Origin of the sequence: Streptomyces monticola, from assembly GCF_042665355.1 — a bacterium.
In the GTDB taxonomy this organism is placed as follows: Bacteria; Actinomycetota; Actinomycetes; order Streptomycetales; family Streptomycetaceae; genus Streptomyces; species Streptomyces monticola.
Map to the genome: position 1 here is coordinate 64,490 of NZ_JBHTCF010000021.1, position 16,972 is coordinate 81,461.

Below are 16,972 nucleotides of genomic sequence, written 5' to 3' on the forward strand. Positions count from 1 at the left end.
CCGGCTCCGAACGATTCTCCAGCGGCGTCTGATGTCGTATGTCCGTCCAGAGTTCGCTCCTACGCGCTCTTACGTGAACAAGTAGGAGTGACTTGGTGATTCTCAGGTACTCCAGAAGTACGGCAGGTAGTACGGTGACTCCGCTTCTGACCACCGGCATCGTCCCAGGCGAGAGACCGCATCATGTCGTCAGCCGAACCCGCGGCCCCTCCGGCCCGGCAGCACACCGCCGTCGCGCTGCACGGCGGTGAGCACGGCCTGGAGGGGCCCCTGCAGGGCTACCACCACGACACGTACGTGCTGCCCTGGCCCGAGCCGGACGGCGAGGACGCCGCCAGGGCCGGCCGCTGGAAGTGCCGGGAGCCGAGGCCGGGGCTGCTCTGGTTCGACCGGCGCTGCTTCCAGTCCGAGGAAGAACTGATCTGCGCGCTCAGCCGGTTCCGTGACGTGGATGTGCCGGTCCCCGAGGTCAGGCCGGTCGGCGAGTGCAAACTGCAGCGCTTCATCGAGGGCCGTACGCTCGCTTCGATGCGCCGCTCCGGACGCCGGGTGCCCGAGCACTACGTAAGCCAACTCATGGAAGTCTTCGGCCAGTTGGCGAAGGTGCGGCCGAAGGATCTGCACATCGAACGACGCTGTGAAGCGGACGACCGGGCCGACGACGGGGACACGAACCACTTCATCGAGCGCCTCGTGCACTTCGTCGAGAAGCGTGTCTACCGCGCGCACCAGGCGGTGTACGGTTCGCTGTTCGCCGCTCTCGGCGTTCCCGACGACGCCCTCGACGGGCTCAAGAAGCGTCTGGTCGGGTTCGCTCCGCGGCCGTTCTGTCTGCTGCACGGGGATCTGCACCGGGAGAACTTCATCGTCGACGGCGACGGCCGGCTCTGGGTGATCGACTGGGAGCTGGCGATGCTGGGCGATCCGCTCTACGACCTGGCCACCCATCTGTATCTGACCCGGTACCCGGCCAGGCAGGAGAAGCGGGTCGTCGCAGAGTGGTGTGCGCGGGTCGAGGGTGTGCTGCCCGGGGCCTCGAAGGGGTACGAGAACGATCTGCCGCGGCTGCGCGCCTTCAAGTGCGCCCAGTCCGTGTACACGGATGTGATCCGTACGGCCATAACGCTGGGCGCCGGCCCCTCGCGGCCCGGCCCTTGGACGCTCGTGCGCTCCGCGGTGAAGCTGCGCCGGGTCCTTGCCGCGGCCAGGGAGCCCCTCGAACTACCTGCGGTTCCAGGGCGGTTGCGGATCGCGAGGGCGTTGCGGGACTGGACCGCGACCGCGCGGGAGGGCGAGCCGCACGAGGAGCGCGAGCCCGCCGTCAGCGCGCCGTCCACCTCTTGAACAGCACTCCCGAAGCGGCCGCCGACGCCCCCAGGATTCCCGCGCACCAGGCGAGCGCGAGCCATCCCGTGGTGCCCACCGGCTGTCCGAGGAGCAGTCCGCGTACCGCCTCGATGACCTGTGTGACGGGCTGGTGGGCGGCGAAGCCCTGGAGCCAGGACGGCATGGTGTCGGTGGGCACGAAGGCGCTGCTCGGGTAGGGCAGGAAGCTCACGAAGAAGGTGAAACCGCCTGCGGCCTCAGGCGACTTGACCAGGATCCCGACCGCCGCCGATAGCCAGGACAGCGCGGCGATGTAGGCGACGAGCAGGCCGATCGCGGCGAGCCAGCCGGCGGCGCTCGCCGCCGGGCGGAAGCCGATCGCGAAGGCGAGGCCGAACACCAGGGCGGTGGCGAGCAGATTGCGGGCCGTTGAGGCCAGGACATGGCCCGCCAGGATCGGGGTGCCGCCGATGTCGAGGGAGCGGAAGCGGTCCACGATGCCGCCCTTGAGGTCCTCGGTGACGGCGACCGCGGTGTTGGCGGAGCCGAAGCCCGCACAGAGCAGCAGTACGCCGGGCACGACATAAGTCACGTACTGGGTACCGGTGTTGATGGCGCCGCCGAAGAAGTACACGAAGATCAGAAGCAGCATCACCGGGAGCGCCAAGGCCGTGATCAGCGCGTCGACGTTGCGACGGCTGAGCCGGATGGACCGGCCGGTCATGATCAGGGCTTCAGACATGAGTGGTCTCCTGGCGGTCGGCCTGCGCGGACGCGGGTGCGGGTGCGGGTGCGGGTTGTGCGGGGGAGTCGGTGAGGGCCAGGAAGACGTCGTCGAGGGTCGCCGTGCGCAGCGCGAAGCGCTCGATGTCCGTGCCGCGCGGGTCCAACTCATCGAGCAATGCGCGGACCTGGGGTGCCCCGCCGTCGGTGGGGAAGCCCAGGGTGCGGGTCTCGGGCTCGTGGTGCACCGCCTGTGACGCCAGGCGCAGATAGGCGGCCGCGTCGGTGAGGACGACATCGAGGCGATGGCCCGCGACATGCCGCTTGAGCTCGTCCGATGTGCCCTCGGCGACCAGGGTGCCGCCGTGCAGCACGGCGATCCGGTCCGCCGACTGGTCGGCCTCTTCGAGGTACTGGGTGGTCAGCAGGACCGTCGTCCCCCGGGCGGCCAGTTCGCGCACCACCTTCCACAACTCCTGGCGGCTGCGCGGGTCGAGGCCCGTCGTCGGCTCGTCGAGGAAGAGCACCTCGGGCTCGCCCACCAGGGAGGCTGCGAGGTCGAGCCGGCGCCGCATGCCGCCGGAGTACGTCTTCACCGGACGGTCCGCGGCGGCGGTGAGGTCGAAGCGGGCGAGGAGTTCGGCCGCACGGGCGCGGGCGGCGGCGCGGGAGGTGCGGGCGGCGCGGGAGGTGCGGGCGTGAGTCTGGGTGGGGGCCTGGGTGCGGGTGCGGGTGAGGCGGGCCATCATCGCCAGGTTCTCGGCGCCGGTCTGCATCTCGTCGACCGCCGCGAACTGCCCGGTGAGGCTGATCGCCCGGCGCACCCGGGTCCGCTCGGTACGGATGTCGTGCCCGGCGACCCTGATGGTGCCCGCGTCGGCGCCGGTGAGGGTGGCCAGGATCCGTACGGCGGTGGTCTTGCCCGCGCCGTTCGGGCCGAGCAGTGCGTGCACGGTGCCGCGCGGGACCGTGAGATCGAGGCCGCGCAGGACCTCGACTCGGCCGTAGCTCTTGCGCAGGCCGATGGCCTCGATGGCGGGACGGTCGGACGGAGAAGTGGCGGGCTGGTCTGGCATCGGGCCTCCGGTGGCGAGTGCACTTGGCACCGTACTGCGTAACCCTTACGCATAACTGTGTAAGGGTTACGCAGAACTAGGATGTGCGTCAAGCCGGGGGTGACGGTGTGAGAGGCCCTGCGGGCCGGAAGCGGGAGGCACGGATGACGGCGGCGGACGACGAGGAGAGCGGCCTGCCCGCGAGCCTCGCGACGGCCTGGGGTCTGCGGGCCCGACCGTCGAAGGGCCCGAAGCCGGGGCTCAGCCTGGAACGCATCGTGGACGCGGCCGTCGGTGTCGCGGCCGCCGAGGGCGTCGGCGCGGTGTCCATGGGGCGGATCGCCAAGGAGCTCGGCGCCTCCCCGATGTCTCTCTACCGGTACGTCGGTGCCAAGGACGAGCTCTACATCCTGATGCAGGAGGCCGTCACGCCCGAACCCCCGGAGCTTTCCGGGTCCGCGCCCTCGGGCGCCGGGTGGCGCGAGGGGCTGACCCGGTGGGCCCGGGCGCAGCGCGCGTTCTTCCACGAGAACCTGTGGCTGCTGCGTGTCCCGATCACCGGGCCGCCCGCGAGCCCCAAGTCCGTGGCGTGGATGGAGTGCGGGCTCGCGGCGCTCGACGGCACGGGCCTCGACGAGGGCGCCAAGCTCGGAGTGATCATGCTGGTGAGTGGCTACGTACGCAACGAAGCCCTGCTCATGTCCGAACTCGACGCCGCGATCACGGCGAGCGGCAGCACCCCCGCCGAGGTTCTGCGGCGCTACCGGCGCACCCTCGACACCCTCACCGACCCCGACCGCCATCCGGCCGTCACCCGCGTCCTCGCCTCCGACGCCCTGGACCCGGACCCGGCGGAAGCCCCGGACACGGACTTCGAGTTCGGCCTCGGGTGCGTGCTCGACGGGGTGGCGGCGATGATCGGGCGGCAGGGGGGCTGAGAGGGCTGCGGGGGCTGAGGGGGCTGAGGGGAGCGCGGCGGGGCGGGTCTCGCGGGGGCCCGGGTGCGCTGGGGGCCCGGGGCATGCGTGCTGGGATCCCGGGTGCGCTGGGCGTCACACCTTCAGGAGCACCTTCCCCACCAGGCCGCGCCCCTCGATGGCGGCGTGGGCCGCGGCTGCCTCGTCCAGCGCGAAGGTCTCGCCGACGACCGGCCTGAGGCGCCCGGCCGCCGCCTCCGCGTAGGCCTCGTCCCGCAGCTTCACCCGCTGCTCGGGCGGGAACTGCAGCTCCCCGATGCCGAAGAGGGTGATCCCGCGGCGCTGCGCCTCCGCCGTGTCGACGGCGGCGAAGTCACCCGTGGGCGCGCCGTGCGCGGAGAACCGGCCGCCGTCCGCCGTCAACGCGAAGGCGCGGGCGCCCAGTTCACCGCCGACGCCGTCCAGGACGACCTCCGCGCCCCGGCCGCCGAGCGCTTCGCGGGCCTGCTGCGGCCAGTCGTCGTAGGTCGCGTCGACCGTCGCGTCGGCTCCCAACTCCCGTACGAGAGCCAGCTTCCGCTCACCGCGCGCCACTGCCACGACCCGGGCGCCGCGGGCCTTCGCCAGCTGGACGAGCAGGGTTCCCATGCCGCCGGACGCGCCCAGGATCAGCACCTGCTCGCCGTCGGCGACACCGGTGCTCCCGATCAGGCCCACTGCTGTGACGCCATCGGTCATCAGGGCCGCGGCGTCCCGCAGCCCGAGCCCGTCCGGCACCGGGGTCAGGGTTTCCACCGCACGCGGCACACGCTCGGCGGACCCGCCGGCGAACCCGTCGGCCGAGGCGACCCGGCGTCCCACCCACCCGGAATCCACGCCCGTGCCCACCTCGTGCACGGTGCCCGAGACCCCGTTGCCGGTCACGTACGGCGGCTCGACCGCGAAGATCTCGCGCCCCCAGCCGCCCCGCACCTGGGTCTCGACGAAGATCGTGTCGACGTAGGCCACATCGATCACCACCTCGCCGGGCCCCGCGACCGGCTCCTGCGCCTCGGCCGTCACGAGGACCTCGGGCCCGCCGAACTTCGTCACCTGGGCAACACGCATCACAATCCACCCCTCAATTCGCTGTGCGATCACTCGCTCTGCGATCGGTATGAGGGGAAGTCTCAGATGTGAACCAAGCTTGAGGTCAAGCGCATACGGGGCGTACGCGCGCGTGCTCACGCGTACGCCCCGAGCCCCGACCGCAGCTGCCCGAAGCCCCGCTCGGCTGCCGCCACCGCGTCCGCGTACACCGCCGACGCCGGCTCGCCGGCCTCGATGCGCTGCCAGTTCCGCTCGGCCAGGATCCGCCGCACGGCCACGATCTGCCCTGCCGCGAGCCGGTCGTCGTCCCCGCCGCCGAGCGCCTCGGCGAGCGCCGCTTCGGACCGCGAGAGGTAGGCGAAGAGGCGGGCCACGAGCGACGGTGTGCCGTAGACGAGGCGGTGGAAGTCGCGTACCCCCGGGTGGTCGTTGAGGCCGGTCACCGGGTCGCGGCGGTCGAGGCCCGCGAGGAAGTGCTGCTCAAGGGCGTCGAGCGGCGACTGCCCCGAGGGGCGGCCGGTGACCACGCGCGCGGCCTCCGTCTCGTGGTCGGAGAGCCGGTGCAGGACCAGGTCCTCCTTGGCCGGGAAGTACCGGAAGAGGGTCGGTTTGGAGATCTCGGCGGCGGCCGCCACCTCGGCGACCGACACCTTCTCGAAGCCCCGCTCCAGGAAGAGCGTGATCGCCGCCTCCGAGATCACCTGGTACATCCGCTGCTTCTTGCGCTCGCGCAGCCCGCCTTCGCTCATGGAGACAGCGTACGCGACGCTCGTTCCTCAGTCATAAACATTACTCGGTTACGTTATTCTCGACCGTATGGCATCCCGAACGGCACGCTCCGAGACCGAGATCGAGATCGAGATCGAGACCGAGACCGAGATCGAGACCGAGATCGAGACCGAGACCGAGATCGAGACCGAGATCGAGACCGAGACCGAGATCGAGACCGAGATCGAGACCGAGATCGAGACCGAGATCGACTCCGAGGCCCCGCCCGCCCGGACCCCCACCCGGACCCTCGATGCGGAGCGCGGCTATCACGACGCCTGCCGTGCCGCCCTGGCCGCGATGATCGAAGGTGCCCAGGAGCAGGTGGTCACGGGCGAGGACGTCTCCGCGTCCGGCGCCGACGCCGAAGTGCTCGGCTATCGCTTCCGCAGTCACGCCAAGGAACTCCGCGAACTCCCGCCAGGCCCCCTCTTCTTCGGCCGCCTCGACTTCGCCCCCGAGGGCCCCGGCGGTGAGGAGGCGGGCGAGCACCGCGGGCAGAGCTACCACATCGGCCGCCTGCGCATCACCGAGCACCCCGCGGCGCCACCCCTGGTCGTCGACTGGCGCGCCCCGGTCTCACGCGCCTTCTACCAGGCGGGCCCGCGCGATCCGCAGGGCGTGACCGTACGCCGTCGCTTCGGCTGGGCCCCCGGCAGCGAAGGCGACTCCGCCGACCTGAGCGGCCTGGAGGACGAACACCTCGGCGCAGGCGAGGGGTTGGGCACCGGGAGCGCCATCCTGGCGGGCGAGATCGAGCGCCCCCGGGTCGGACCGATGCGGGACATCGCCGCCACCATCCAGCCCGAGCAGGACGATCTCGTACGCCGTGAACTCACCGCGTCCATCTGTGTGCAGGGCGCTCCCGGCACCGGCAAGACCGCGGTCGGCCTGCACCGGGCCGCGTATCTCCTCTATACGTACCCGCAGCGCATCCGGCGCGGCGGTCTGCTGATCCTCGGCCCCAACCGCACCTTCCTGTCGTACATCGCGGAGGTCCTGCCCACCCTCGGTGAGAGCGGCGTGCGGCAGTCCACGGTCCTGGACGAGATCGCGCGGCAGCCGGTGCGGGGGCGTGACGAGGAGGCCGCGGCGGTCGTCAAGCACGATGCCCGGATGGCCGAAGTGCTGCGACGCGCGCTCTACGCGCGCGTGGTGCCGCCCGTCGACTCCCTTGCGGTGCCCGACGGTTCGTACCGCTGGCGGCTCTCCCTCGCCGAGCTGGAGCAGATCGTCGAGGGTGTGCGCGAGGAGGCGCCGCCGTACGCCATCGGCCGTGAACGCGTGCGCACCCGGGCCGTCCGCATCATCCGGGAGCAGGCGGAGCGCCGTTCGGGCGTCAGGAACAACGCCTGGCTGCAGAAGATCGGGCGGGCCCGCCCGCTCACCGCGTTCGTGGACGCGGTCTGGCCGCGCACGACACCGGAGGAGGTGGTGGCCGAACTGTTCATGGACGACGAGGTGTTGGCGTCGGCGGCCGAAGGGATCCTGACCGCGGGGGAGCAGCGGGCGCTGCTGTGGGCGAAGCCGCCGCGCTCCCACAAGTCGGCCAAGTGGTCGGCGGCCGATCTCGTACTGCTCGACGAGGTCGCCGGGCTGATCGAACACCCCGCGGGATACGGCCATATCGTGATCGACGAGGCGCAGGACCTCTCCCCGATGGAGGCCCGCGCCATCGCCCGCCGCGCCGGCTTCGGCTCCCTCACGGTCCTGGGCGACCTGGCCCAGGGCACCACCCCATGGGCGGCCCGCACCTGGCCCGGCCTGCTGGCCCACCTGGGCAAACCGGACGCCGTACTGGCGCCGCTGACGACCGGGTTCCGCGTGCCCGCCGCCATCGTGGCGCTGGCGAACCGGCTGCTCGCCGCCCTCGACGTCGACGTACCACCGGCTCAGTCCCTGCGGAGGGATGGGGAGTTGAGGATCTGGGAGGTGGGCGAGGAGCGCGAGGAACGGGAGCGATACGGGGGACGCAAGGGGCGTGAGGGACAAAAGGGGCGCGAGGGGCGTGAGGGGCGTGAGGTGGTCGGCGCCGCGGTGTCGGCGGTACGGGAAGCGCTCGGCCGCGAGGGGTCGATCGGTGTCATCGCGGCCGACGAGGGGCCCTCGGGGGTGGTGGCGGTGCGGGCTGCGCTCGCCGCCGCGAAGATCGTCGCGGCCGGGCCCGATGAACTCGGGGCACGGGTCACGGTCCTGCCCGCTTCGCTGGCCAAGGGCCTGGAGTACGACCATGTCGTGGCCGTCGAACCCGCGGCCGTCGCGGAGGCGGAGTCGCGGGGGCTTGAGCGGCTGTATGTGGTGCTGACCCGTGCGGTGTCACGGCTCGACGTGGTGCACAGCCGCCCGCTGCCGTTCTGAGGCTGCGGCTTGGGCCCTGGTCTGAGGCTGCTACTTGGACCCCTGGCCGCGGCGCAGGGCACCGAAGCCGAGGGCGCCCACGACGGTGGCGGCGCCGCCCGACGCATAGAGGAGCGCATGGCTGTTGGCCTGGCCGGCGCTGCTCTCGGCGCTGCTCTCGGTGCTGCCGTCCTTGGCGGTACGGTCCGTGATGGGCGCCGCGCCTGTCTCGACGGGCCCCTCGGGGATGCTGCCCTTTTCCCCTTCCTTTTCCCCTTCCCCGGTGAATTCCCCGGCGGATTTCGCGGCAGACGGAGGGCGCTTGCCGCTCGGCGTGAAGTAGACCTTCTGCATGAGCTCGCCCCTGAACCGTGCCTCGACGTAAGGCGGGTTGAGGTCGGGCCTGCCCGCGGGCAGGAACAGCCGGTACTTCCAGCCCGAGTACGTGCTCGTGACGGGGCCGGGAGCGGTGGGCGTCAGCTTGCCGTAGCTCCGGTTGGCGCCGATCTCGGCGCGGGTGTGCGCCGGGTCGAGGATCACGGTGTCGCCGCCCGACAGGTGCACGTAGTACTTCGCGCGCTGCGCCGACGCCTTGGCCGGCGTGACCGGACTGTCGGCGACCGCGATGGCAGCCGGTACCAGCAGCGCGGCACCGGCGAGCAGCCCGACGACGACAGCACGAGCCGAACGGTGGCGTGACGCGGGCGGGATCGTGGGCATGGCGGCTTCCTTTGCGCTGGACGGGCCCGCCCGAGCAGATGTGGCGCGGGCCGTGCAAAGGAACGTAAGAGCTGCGGATCACGGGGTTCGGACGGCTTTGTAACGGGCACCCGGCAGGACTCCGGCGGCGTGACGACGTGTCGTGGAACACTATTGCAAGCATCTGCTTGCAATAGTTAGCGCCGATGCCGCACCATCGGGGTATGGCATCGCTCAACGTCGGCAATCTCGGTGAGTATCTGCGTGAGCAGCGGCGCAATGCGCAGCTGTCGCTGCGGCAGCTCGCCGACGCCGCCGGGGTGTCCAATCCATATCTCAGCCAGATCGAGCGCGGCCTGCGCAAGCCGAGCGCCGAGGTGCTGCAGCAGGTCGCCAAGGCCCTGCGGATCTCCGCCGAGACGCTGTACGTCCAGGCCGGGATTCTCGACGAGCGGGACCGCGACGAGGTGGAGACCCGCGCCGCGGTCCTCGCCGATCCGACGATCAACGAGCGCCAGAAGCAGGTGCTCCTGCAGATCTACGAGTCCTTCCGCAAGGAGAACGGATTCGAGAGCGGGCCCACCGACAAGCCCCGCGAGGACACCACCGATGACGGCCCCCGCACGGCCGACGGCAGTGCTGCCACCACTGAACCCTCACCCTGAACGGACCCGGAGGACCACAGCCATGGCCATCGCAGACGACATCCGCAAGACCCTCAGCGACCCCAAGCCCCTCTACTTCGTCGCCGGCACCGCCGACCTCGCCGCGCAGCAGGCCAGGAAGGTCCCGGCGCTGATCGAGAAGATCCAGGCCGAGGCCCCGGCCCGGTTCGAGGCCGTGCGCAACACGGACCCCAAGGAGGTCCAGGAGAAGGCCGCCACCCGCGCGAAGGAGGCGCAGGAGACCCTCCAGGCCAAGGTGTCCGAGGTGCTCGGCACGTTCGACACCGACCTGAAGAAGTTCGGCGAGACCGCCCAGGACCTGGCCCTTCGCGGCGTCGGTGTGGCAGCCGAGTACGCGGTCAAGGCGCGTGAGAAGTACGAGGAGGTCGCCGAGCACGGCGAGCACACCGTGCGCGCCTGGCGCGGCGAGGCGGCCGACGAGATCGAGGAACTCGCCGCCGCGGTCGAGCCGGACACCAAGTCCGAGAGCAAGGCCGCCACCGAGACCAAGGCCGTGCCCGTCGAGGACGAGCCCAAGGCTGCCGCGCCGAAGAAGACCACGGCGAAGAAGACGGCTCCTGCCGCCAAGAAGACCACGTCCACGACCACGACGGCGAAGAAGACCACTCCGCCCGCGAAGTGACGCGGAAGTGACGCACTGCGGAGGCAGGAACGGCCCGGGCACTAACTGAGTGCCCGGGCCGTTCTACGGGTACGGTGGCGGCGTAGGAATGACTCGGATCAGGTGGTGGGCGACGTGCTGATGGAAGCGTTCGGCGGCTTTATGTGGCTGCTCTTCACCGCCATTCTGGTGCTCGCGGTGGTCGCACTGGTGATGGCGGCGATGGCCCGGGCGGATGCTTACGTCGCGGCGGACAAGCAGAACAAGAACTTCTGGCTGATCATCCTCGGCATCACCGTCCTGGTGAACCTGCTGGTGCCGATGCTGTTCCTGCAGATCGCCGGACTGATCGCCACGATCGTCTTCCTCGTCGACGTGCGCCCCGCGCTCAAGCAGGTCTCCGGCGGCGGTGGCCGTCGCGGCGGCAGCAGCAGCGACGGCCCTTACGGCCCGTACAACGGCGGCCGCTGACCCCGTCGTACGACCGCCGGTTGCACGACGGCCGTCGTACGGCGACCCGTCGTACGGCGACCCGTCGCACGACGACGGCGCGACGCTCCGGCCCGGGGGCGCGGCTCAGCGCCCGACTGCCCGCGTCAGCGGCTCAGCGTCCGACTGCCCGTGTTCAGCGGATCAGGACCTGCCCGCGTCAGCCCGCACCTGCCCGCGTCAGTGGATCAGCGTCCGCCCCTGTCCAGGAGCAGCACGGCCACATCGTCCGTGAGGTCCCCGCCGTTGAGGTCGCGGACCTCATTGACGGCGGCCTCCAGAAGGTCCTCGCCCCGCAGCCCGTCGGCGACCTGGCGGCGCACCATGTCCACCATGCCGTCCTGCCCGAGCCGCTGGTTGCCCTCGCCGATCCGGCCCTCGATCAGGCCGTCGGTGTAGAGCATCAGGCTCCAGGCGCCGCCCAGTTCGACCTGCTGGCGCGGCCAGCGGGCGCGCGGCAGCAGACCGAGCGCCGGGCCGCTGTTCTCGTACGGCAGCAGCTCCGCGGGGCGTCCCGGGCGGGCCACCAGCGGTGACGGATGCCCGGCCAGACAGAGCCCGGCGCGGCGGCCGTCGGGGGAGATGTCCACCGTGCAGAGCGTCGCGAAGATCTCGTCGTCCGGGCGCTCGTGCTCCAGGACCTGCTGCAGCGTCGAGAGCAACTCGTCGCCGCAGAGCCCCGCGAGCGTCAACGCCCGCCAGGCGATCCGCAGTTCGACACCCAGCGCCGCCTCGTCGGGGCCGTGCCCGCAGACATCGCCGATCATCGCGTGCACCGTGCCGTCGGGGGTGCGCACGGTGTCGTAGAAGTCGCCGCCGAGCAGTGCCCTCGACCGCCCGGGGCGGTAGCGCGCCGCGAAACGCAGCGGGGAGCCGTCGAGCAGCGGCGTGGGCAGCAGCCCGCGCTCCAGGCGGGCGTTCTCCTGCGCGCGCAGCTTCGACTCGGTGAGCTGCCGCTGCGCGATGTCCGCGCGCTTGCGCTCCACCGCGTACCGGATGGCACGGCTGAGCAGCCTGGCGTCCAGCTCCTCGCGGAACAGATAGTCCTGTGCGCCGACCCGCACCGCGTCCACGGCGCGCTCGGCGTCCCCGGAGGCGGTGAGCGCGAGCACGGCGTGGCCCGGGGCGAGCTTCAGCACATGGCGCAGCGTCGCCAGCTCGTCGCCGTCCTCGTCGGCGCCGGGCGCGGGCAGCGCCAGGTCGAGCAGGATGCAGTGGACGTCATCGGTGAGCAGCCGCTCGGCCTCGGTGAGGTTGCGGGCGGTACGGATACGGATGGGCTTGCCTGCGGTGTCGAGCAGCTCGGGCACCCGCAGGGCCTCGGCCGGGTCGTCCTCGATCACGAGCAGCGTCAGGCCGCCGCCGGTCTCGGTGCCGGTCGGCTGAGCCGGCACAGCCTGAGCCTGACCACCTTCCGCGGCCGGGACTGCTCTCTGCCGCGGTATGGGTACGGGCATCGTCTGGTTTCCTTCCCTCCCCCCGAGGGCGCGGCGGAACGTCGATCGACGTCCCACCGACGGGGACCTTAGCGCTAGCCGACGCCGGTTTGGAATGGTGACCGGCAAACAGCCGGTGTCATATGCCGCATCCCGTACCGCATTTGCTCGGCCACCGGCCTCACCGGGAATGACGAACATCACGCCGCCCGGGTTGCCCGCGTGCGCCAGGTCACGTGACGCGGCCCACGCGGGGAGGGGAGGGGTGCCCTACTTGTCCGTGCAGCCCTACTTGTCCGGCGACGCGGACCATGGCTCGGTCGCCGGTCGCCGGTCGCCGGTCGCCGGTCACACGCCGCCGCGGCGCAGGGCTCCGCTACTTGTCCGGCCGCACCACGCCGAGTATCGGCATGGAGCCCGCGCCCGCGATCGTGATGTCCCGGCCGGGGCGCGGGGCGTGCACGATGGCGCCGTCGCCTATGTACATCCCGACGTGGCTGGCGTCCTTGTTGTAAATGATCAAGTCGCCCGGGCGCATGTCCTCGACGCCGATCCGGGGCAGCTGCCGCCACTGCTCCTGCGAGGTCCGCGGAATGGTCCTGCCCGCGTCGATCCAGGCCTCGGAGGTCAGGCCCGAGCAGTCGTACGAGCGGGGGCCCTCGGCGCCCCACTGGTAGGGCTTGCCGATCTGCGCCGTGGCGTATTCGACGGCCTTCTTGCCCTGGGCGGTCGCCCTGCCGTTGATCTCCTTCAGGGCGCCGGAGTCCAGCCAGGCGGTCTGCGCCTTGTACTCCGCCTCGCGCTCCAGCTCCAGGAGGCGCTCGCGCTCCTCCTTCTCCAGCTCGGACTCGAGCTTCTCGGCGGCCTTGATCTTGCCCTCGATCTTCTTCTTGGCGTCCGCCTTCGCCTTGCGGTTGGCCTCCAGGCGGCGCCACTGCTCCGAGGCGTCGTCGGCGTAGGCCCGCAGGTCCTGCTGGGTTCTGGACAGCTCGCCGAGCAGGCCCTTGGTCGCCTGCTGCCCCTGCCGCACGCGCCCGGCGTTGTCGAGGAACTGCCGCGGGTCGTCGCTCAGCATCAGCTGGGCCTGGGGCGGGATGCCGCCGCTGCGGTAATGGGCGCGGGCCGCGGCGCCGGCGCGCTCCTTGAGGCGGTCCAGCTTCTTCTCGCCCTTCACGATGGCCTTGGCGAGGCGGACGATCTCCTCGGACTGGTCCTTGGCCTTCTCCTCCGCGGCGTTGTACGCATCCGTGGCCACCGAGGCCTGGTGGTACAGCTTGTCCATTTCCTTGCGGACTTCCTCAAGGGACTTGGGTTCCCTGGGGGTTGGCCGGGCGTGGGCGGTCCCGGGCACCGTGAGCACGGTCGCCGCGCACACCAGAGCCATGGCCGCGATGGTCGAGCTTCGCTTCCGGGTCACGCTCAAGCCCCCTGAATCTGATTGCCCGTCAGTAACCTACGAACACCCCGGGGATGGTGCCATGCCCGCGCTGAATACGACAGAGGCAGTCGATGCCTGTGCGCCGCCCCGGGCCCTTCTCTGAAACCCCGCACCGGTTCCCGCGCCGAATCCCGCGCCGAATCGCGCACCAAGTCCCACAGCGAATCGCGTGCCAGATCCCGCACTGACCCCCGCATCGCGCCCCCCATCGAATCCCCCTTCGACATCCCTCTCGTCACGTCCGACGATCGGCGACCCAGCGTTGTTCCCGGCCCACGGAGAGTCACTCGTGTGGGTTTCGGGGCCTGCTGGTACGGGAGTTACGCATTCCGCTCGCGCGACGGCCCGCGTCACGGCATCGCTCCCGGCTGCCTGGCTGTCTGGCTGCCCGGCCCGCCCGGCTACCCGGCAGCCGCGCCGCCCGGCGCCAACGCCCCCCACGCCACCGTCACTTCGCCCTGCCGCCAGCGCCCGGCGCGGTCCGTCACCGGCCAGTCCGTGGCCAGATCCCGCACCGTCCGGATCCAGCGCTGCCGTGCCCCGTACGACGCGTACGGTGCCGCGGCGGCCCAGGCGCGGTCGAAATCGCGCAGGAAGGCGTGCACGGGCTCTCCCGGGACATTCCGGTGGATCAGCGCCTTCGGCAGGCGCTCCGCGAGATCGGAGGGGCGGTCCAGGGAGCCGAGCCGGGTCGCGAACGTCACGGTGCGCGGCCCCTCGGGGCCAAGGGCCACCCACACGTGCCGACGCCCGATCTCGTCGCAGGTGCCCTCGACGAGGAGCCCGCCCGGGGCGAGCCGTCCGCACAGCCGCCGCCACACGGCGGCCACCTGCTCCTCGTCGTACTGGCGCAGCACATTGGCCGCCCGGATCAGGGCCGGCGGCCGGTCGGTGGGCACCTCGAAGCCGCCGTGCCGGAAGGTGAGGCCGTCGCGTTCGTACGGCCGGGCCGCCGCCACCCGGGCGGGTTCGATCTCGATGCCGACGACCTCGACGGCGGGGGCGGCGGCACGCAGCCGGTTCAGGAGCTCGACGGCGGTCCAGGGGGCGGCGCCGTAGCCGAGGTCGACGGCGAGCGGCGCGTCGTCGCGGCGCAGGGCGGCGCCGTGGACGGCCGCGATCCAGCGGTCCATGCGGCGCAGGCGGTTGGGGTTGGTGGTCCCGCGGGTGACGGTCCCTACCGGGGAGGTGCGGGCCATACCGACAAGTATCGGGGGCCGCCCCGGGTCCCGTTCCCCCGCTGCCCGGCCCGTCCCCACGCGCCGCCCCCGCGATCACGCTCAGTAATGCTTTGGCAAAGTGGAAATGGAGGCGGGACTTCCGATGTTGGGCGTCTTGGAGGGTGCAGCACGCCCCCCCGTGCCCGTCATGCCCACACAGGCCCTCCCTGGGCCGCTAGGAGGACCGCCAGGTGAGCCAGTACGTGACCCGGCTCGGCGAACGCCTCACCAGTAGCGCGCCCCCGCGCCTGCGCTTCCCCGGCGGGCACCGCAAGCCGCGCAGAGTGGCCATGCTCAGCGTGCACACCTCGCCGCTGCACCAGCCCGGCACCGGCGACGCGGGCGGCATGAACGTCTACATCGTGGAGCTGGCCAAGCGCCTGGCCGCGATCAACGTCGAAGTCGAGATCTTCACGCGTGCCACCACAGGCGGGCTGCCGCCCGAGGTGGAGCTCGCGCCCGGCGTGCTCGTACGGCATATCGACGCCGGCCCCTATGAGGGCCTCGCCAAGGAGGAACTGCCCGCGCAGCTCTGTGCGTTCACGCACGGTGTGATGCAGGCCTGGGCCGGCCAGCGTCCCGGCTACTACGACCTGGTGCACTCGCACTACTGGCTGAGCGGCCACGTCGGCTGGCTCGCGGCCGAGCGCTGGGGCGTCCCTCTGGTGCACGCCATGCACACGATGGCGAAGGTCAAGAACGCCGCGCTGGCAAAGGGCGACACCCCGGAACCCGCGGCCCGCGTGATCGGCGAGACCCAGATAGTCCGGGCCGCCGACCGCCTCATCGCGAACACCGACGAAGAGGCCGGCGAGCTCGTACGCCACTACGAAGCCGACCCCGCGAAGGTCGCCGTCGTGCACCCCGGGGTCAACCTGGACCGCTTCCGCCCGGCGGACGGCCGCGCCGCGGCCCGCCACCGCCTCGGACTGCCGCAGGACTCCCTGATCCCGCTCTTCGCCGGCCGTATCCAGCCCCTCAAGGCGCCCGACATCCTCCTGCGCGCGGTCGCCGCTCTCCTCGACCGGCGCCCCGAGCTGCGCGGGCACATCGTCGTGCCGGTCGTCGGCGGACCCAGCGGCAGCGGCCTCGCCAAGCCCGAGGGCCTGCAGAAGCTGGCCGCGCGCCTGGGCATCGCGGACGTCGTGTGCTTCCGGCCGCCGGTCGGCCAGGACCAGCTCGCCGACTGGTTCCGGGCCGCGTCGGTGCTGGTCATGCCCTCCTACAACGAGTCTTTCGGACTCGTCGCCATAGAGGCGCAGGCCGCCGGTACGCCGGTGGTCGCGGCGGCGGTCGGCGGGCTGCCGGTGGCGGTGCGTGACGGGGTCAGCGGCTTCCTCGTCGACGGGCACGACCCGGCGGCGTACGCGCGCGTGCTGGAGCGTTTCGTGGACGACAGCGGCCTCGTGGACCGGATGGGCCGGGCCGCCGCACGGCACGCGCAGTCCTTCGGCTGGGACACATCGGCCTCGGCCACGGCGGACGTCTACACGGCCGCGATGCACGAATGGCGCGGTCGCGTACGCTCGCACCATGGCTGAGACAGCGGGCGGTGCGGGCGCACGTCAGGTCGTCGAGCAGACCCTCAAGGACGCCGAACTGGAGTGGGAGTCCCCTGAGCCGGGCTCCTACGTGGTGAAGCTGCCGGGCACCCGGAAGCTCTCCACGACGGTCTCCCTGATCGTCGGCAAGCACTCCCTGTCCCTCAACGCGTTCGTGATCCGCCACCCGGACGAGAACGCCGACGGCGTCCACCGCTGGCTCCTGGAGCGCAACCTCAAGCTGTACGGCGTCGGTTACGCGGTCGACCGGCTCGGCGACATCTATCTGACGGGCAAGCTGCCCCTCGCCGCCGTCACCTCCGACGAACTCGACCGGCTCCTTGGCTCGGTCCTCGAAGCGGCCGACGGCTCTTTCAACACGCTCCTGGAGCTCGGTTTCGCGACGGCGATCCGCAAGGAGTACGAGTGGCGGGTGTCCAGGGGCGAGTCGACCCGCAATCTGGACGCGTTCACCCACCTGACCCAGCGCCGCTCCACCTGACCGAGCCGCGCTCCACCTGACCGAGCCACGCTCCAACTGAGCCGAGAGCGACCGTAGTTCACCGCCGCCGACCCCTGCGTGACCCCTTCCTCCCCTCGCCCCTCCGTGGCATGCTCACCGCCGACGCAGACCTGAACGGCGTTCA

At 71.5% G+C, this 16,972-nt stretch carries 16 protein-coding genes; 8 read left to right on the top strand and 8 right to left on the bottom strand.

Annotated features, from left to right (window positions below; all coding sequences use genetic code 11):
* Positions 1 to 183 precede the first annotated feature (183 nt).
* Positions 184 to 1,344 (top strand): phosphotransferase, encoded by a 1,161-nt coding sequence (locus ACFQVC_RS35045; RefSeq protein WP_381838315.1) that lies wholly within the window; start codon positions 184 to 186, stop codon positions 1,342 to 1,344.
* Here ACFQVC_RS35045 and ACFQVC_RS35050 read toward each other — a convergent pair.
* Together ACFQVC_RS35050 and ACFQVC_RS35055 are read right to left on the bottom strand one after the other, a co-directional pair.
* Positions 1,322 to 2,068, bottom strand: a complete 747-nt coding sequence (locus ACFQVC_RS35050) for an ABC transporter permease (RefSeq protein ID WP_381838317.1) — start codon at positions 2,066 to 2,068, stop codon at positions 1,322 to 1,324. The two genes, ACFQVC_RS35045 and ACFQVC_RS35050, sit on opposite strands and share 23 nt — an antisense overlap.
* A complete protein-coding gene (locus tag ACFQVC_RS35055; protein ID WP_381838319.1) occupies positions 2,061 to 3,125 on the bottom strand; it encodes an ABC transporter ATP-binding protein in 1,065 nt (354 codons plus the stop codon). Before ACFQVC_RS35055 ends, ACFQVC_RS35050 begins: the two co-directional genes overlap by 8 nt.
* 143 nt (positions 3,126 to 3,268) lie before the next feature.
* On the opposite strand from ACFQVC_RS35055, the gene ACFQVC_RS35060 reads away from it, so the two are divergent.
* Positions 3,269 to 4,042 (top strand): TetR/AcrR family transcriptional regulator, encoded by a 774-nt coding sequence (locus tag ACFQVC_RS35060; protein WP_381838321.1) that lies wholly within the window; start codon positions 3,269 to 3,271, stop codon positions 4,040 to 4,042.
* Positions 4,043 to 4,156: 114 nt separating this feature from the next.
* Here the strand turns inward: ACFQVC_RS35060 and ACFQVC_RS35065 are convergent, their stop codons facing one another.
* Together ACFQVC_RS35065 and ACFQVC_RS35070 are read right to left on the bottom strand one after the other, a co-directional pair.
* Positions 4,157 to 5,128 carry a zinc-binding dehydrogenase gene (locus ACFQVC_RS35065; protein WP_381838323.1) on the bottom strand — a complete coding sequence of 324 codons (972 nt, stop codon included), beginning with the start codon at positions 5,126 to 5,128 and terminating at the stop codon, positions 4,157 to 4,159.
* Positions 5,129 to 5,244: 116 nt separating this feature from the next.
* On the bottom strand, positions 5,245 to 5,859 hold the full coding sequence (locus tag ACFQVC_RS35070; protein ID WP_381838325.1) for a TetR/AcrR family transcriptional regulator: 615 nt from the start codon (positions 5,857 to 5,859) through the stop codon (positions 5,245 to 5,247).
* Positions 5,860 to 6,178: 319 nt separating this feature from the next.
* On the opposite strand from ACFQVC_RS35070, the gene ACFQVC_RS35075 reads away from it, so the two are divergent.
* A complete protein-coding gene (locus tag ACFQVC_RS35075) occupies positions 6,179 to 8,236 on the top strand; it encodes a HelD family protein (protein WP_381838442.1) in 2,058 nt (685 codons plus the stop codon).
* Between the two features lie 30 nt (positions 8,237 to 8,266).
* Here ACFQVC_RS35075 and ACFQVC_RS35080 read toward each other — a convergent pair whose 3' ends face one another.
* A complete protein-coding gene (locus ACFQVC_RS35080; RefSeq protein ID WP_381838327.1) occupies positions 8,267 to 8,935 on the bottom strand; it encodes a hypothetical protein in 669 nt (222 codons plus the stop codon).
* A gap of 203 nt (positions 8,936 to 9,138) precedes the next feature.
* Here ACFQVC_RS35080 and ACFQVC_RS35085 point away from each other — a divergent pair, with 203 nt between their 5' ends.
* The 3 genes from ACFQVC_RS35085 (at position 9,139) to ACFQVC_RS35095 (ending at position 10,672) form a co-directional block, all read left to right on the top strand.
* The gene (locus ACFQVC_RS35085; RefSeq protein ID WP_381838329.1) at positions 9,139 to 9,579 is read left to right on the top strand and encodes a helix-turn-helix domain-containing protein; all 441 of its coding nucleotides are present in this window, start codon (positions 9,139 to 9,141) and stop codon (positions 9,577 to 9,579) included.
* Between the two features lie 22 nt (positions 9,580 to 9,601).
* A complete protein-coding gene (locus ACFQVC_RS35090) occupies positions 9,602 to 10,222 on the top strand; it encodes a hypothetical protein (RefSeq protein ID WP_381838331.1) in 621 nt (206 codons plus the stop codon).
* A gap of 120 nt (positions 10,223 to 10,342) precedes the next feature.
* Positions 10,343 to 10,672, top strand: a complete 330-nt coding sequence (locus tag ACFQVC_RS35095) for a DUF2516 family protein (RefSeq protein WP_381838444.1) — start codon at positions 10,343 to 10,345, stop codon at positions 10,670 to 10,672.
* A gap of 206 nt (positions 10,673 to 10,878) precedes the next feature.
* Here the strand turns inward: ACFQVC_RS35095 and ACFQVC_RS35100 are convergent, their stop codons facing one another.
* The 3 genes from ACFQVC_RS35100 to ACFQVC_RS35110 form a co-directional block, all read right to left on the bottom strand.
* Positions 10,879 to 12,147 (bottom strand): PP2C family protein-serine/threonine phosphatase, encoded by a 1,269-nt coding sequence (locus ACFQVC_RS35100; RefSeq protein WP_381838333.1) that lies wholly within the window; start codon positions 12,145 to 12,147, stop codon positions 10,879 to 10,881.
* Positions 12,148 to 12,502: 355 nt separating this feature from the next.
* Positions 12,503 to 13,510, bottom strand: coding sequence for a C40 family peptidase (locus ACFQVC_RS35105; protein ID WP_381838446.1), 1,008 nt, complete (start codon positions 13,508 to 13,510; stop codon positions 12,503 to 12,505).
* A gap of 455 nt (positions 13,511 to 13,965) precedes the next feature.
* Entirely contained in the window at positions 13,966 to 14,763 is a 798-nt protein-coding gene (locus tag ACFQVC_RS35110) for a class I SAM-dependent methyltransferase (RefSeq protein ID WP_381838335.1), read from the bottom strand.
* Positions 14,764 to 14,975: 212 nt separating this feature from the next.
* Between ACFQVC_RS35110 and mshA the strand changes: the two genes are divergently transcribed.
* Both mshA and ACFQVC_RS35120 read left to right on the top strand, forming a co-directional pair.
* The gene (gene mshA / locus ACFQVC_RS35115) at positions 14,976 to 16,325 is read left to right on the top strand and encodes a D-inositol-3-phosphate glycosyltransferase (protein ID WP_381838337.1); all 1,350 of its coding nucleotides are present in this window, start codon (positions 14,976 to 14,978) and stop codon (positions 16,323 to 16,325) included.
* On the top strand, positions 16,318 to 16,827 hold the full coding sequence (locus ACFQVC_RS35120; protein WP_381838339.1) for a type III secretion system chaperone family protein: 510 nt from the start codon (positions 16,318 to 16,320) through the stop codon (positions 16,825 to 16,827). The genes mshA and ACFQVC_RS35120 overlap by 8 nt, the downstream gene beginning before the upstream one ends.
* The last annotated feature ends 145 nt before the right edge of the window (positions 16,828 to 16,972 follow it).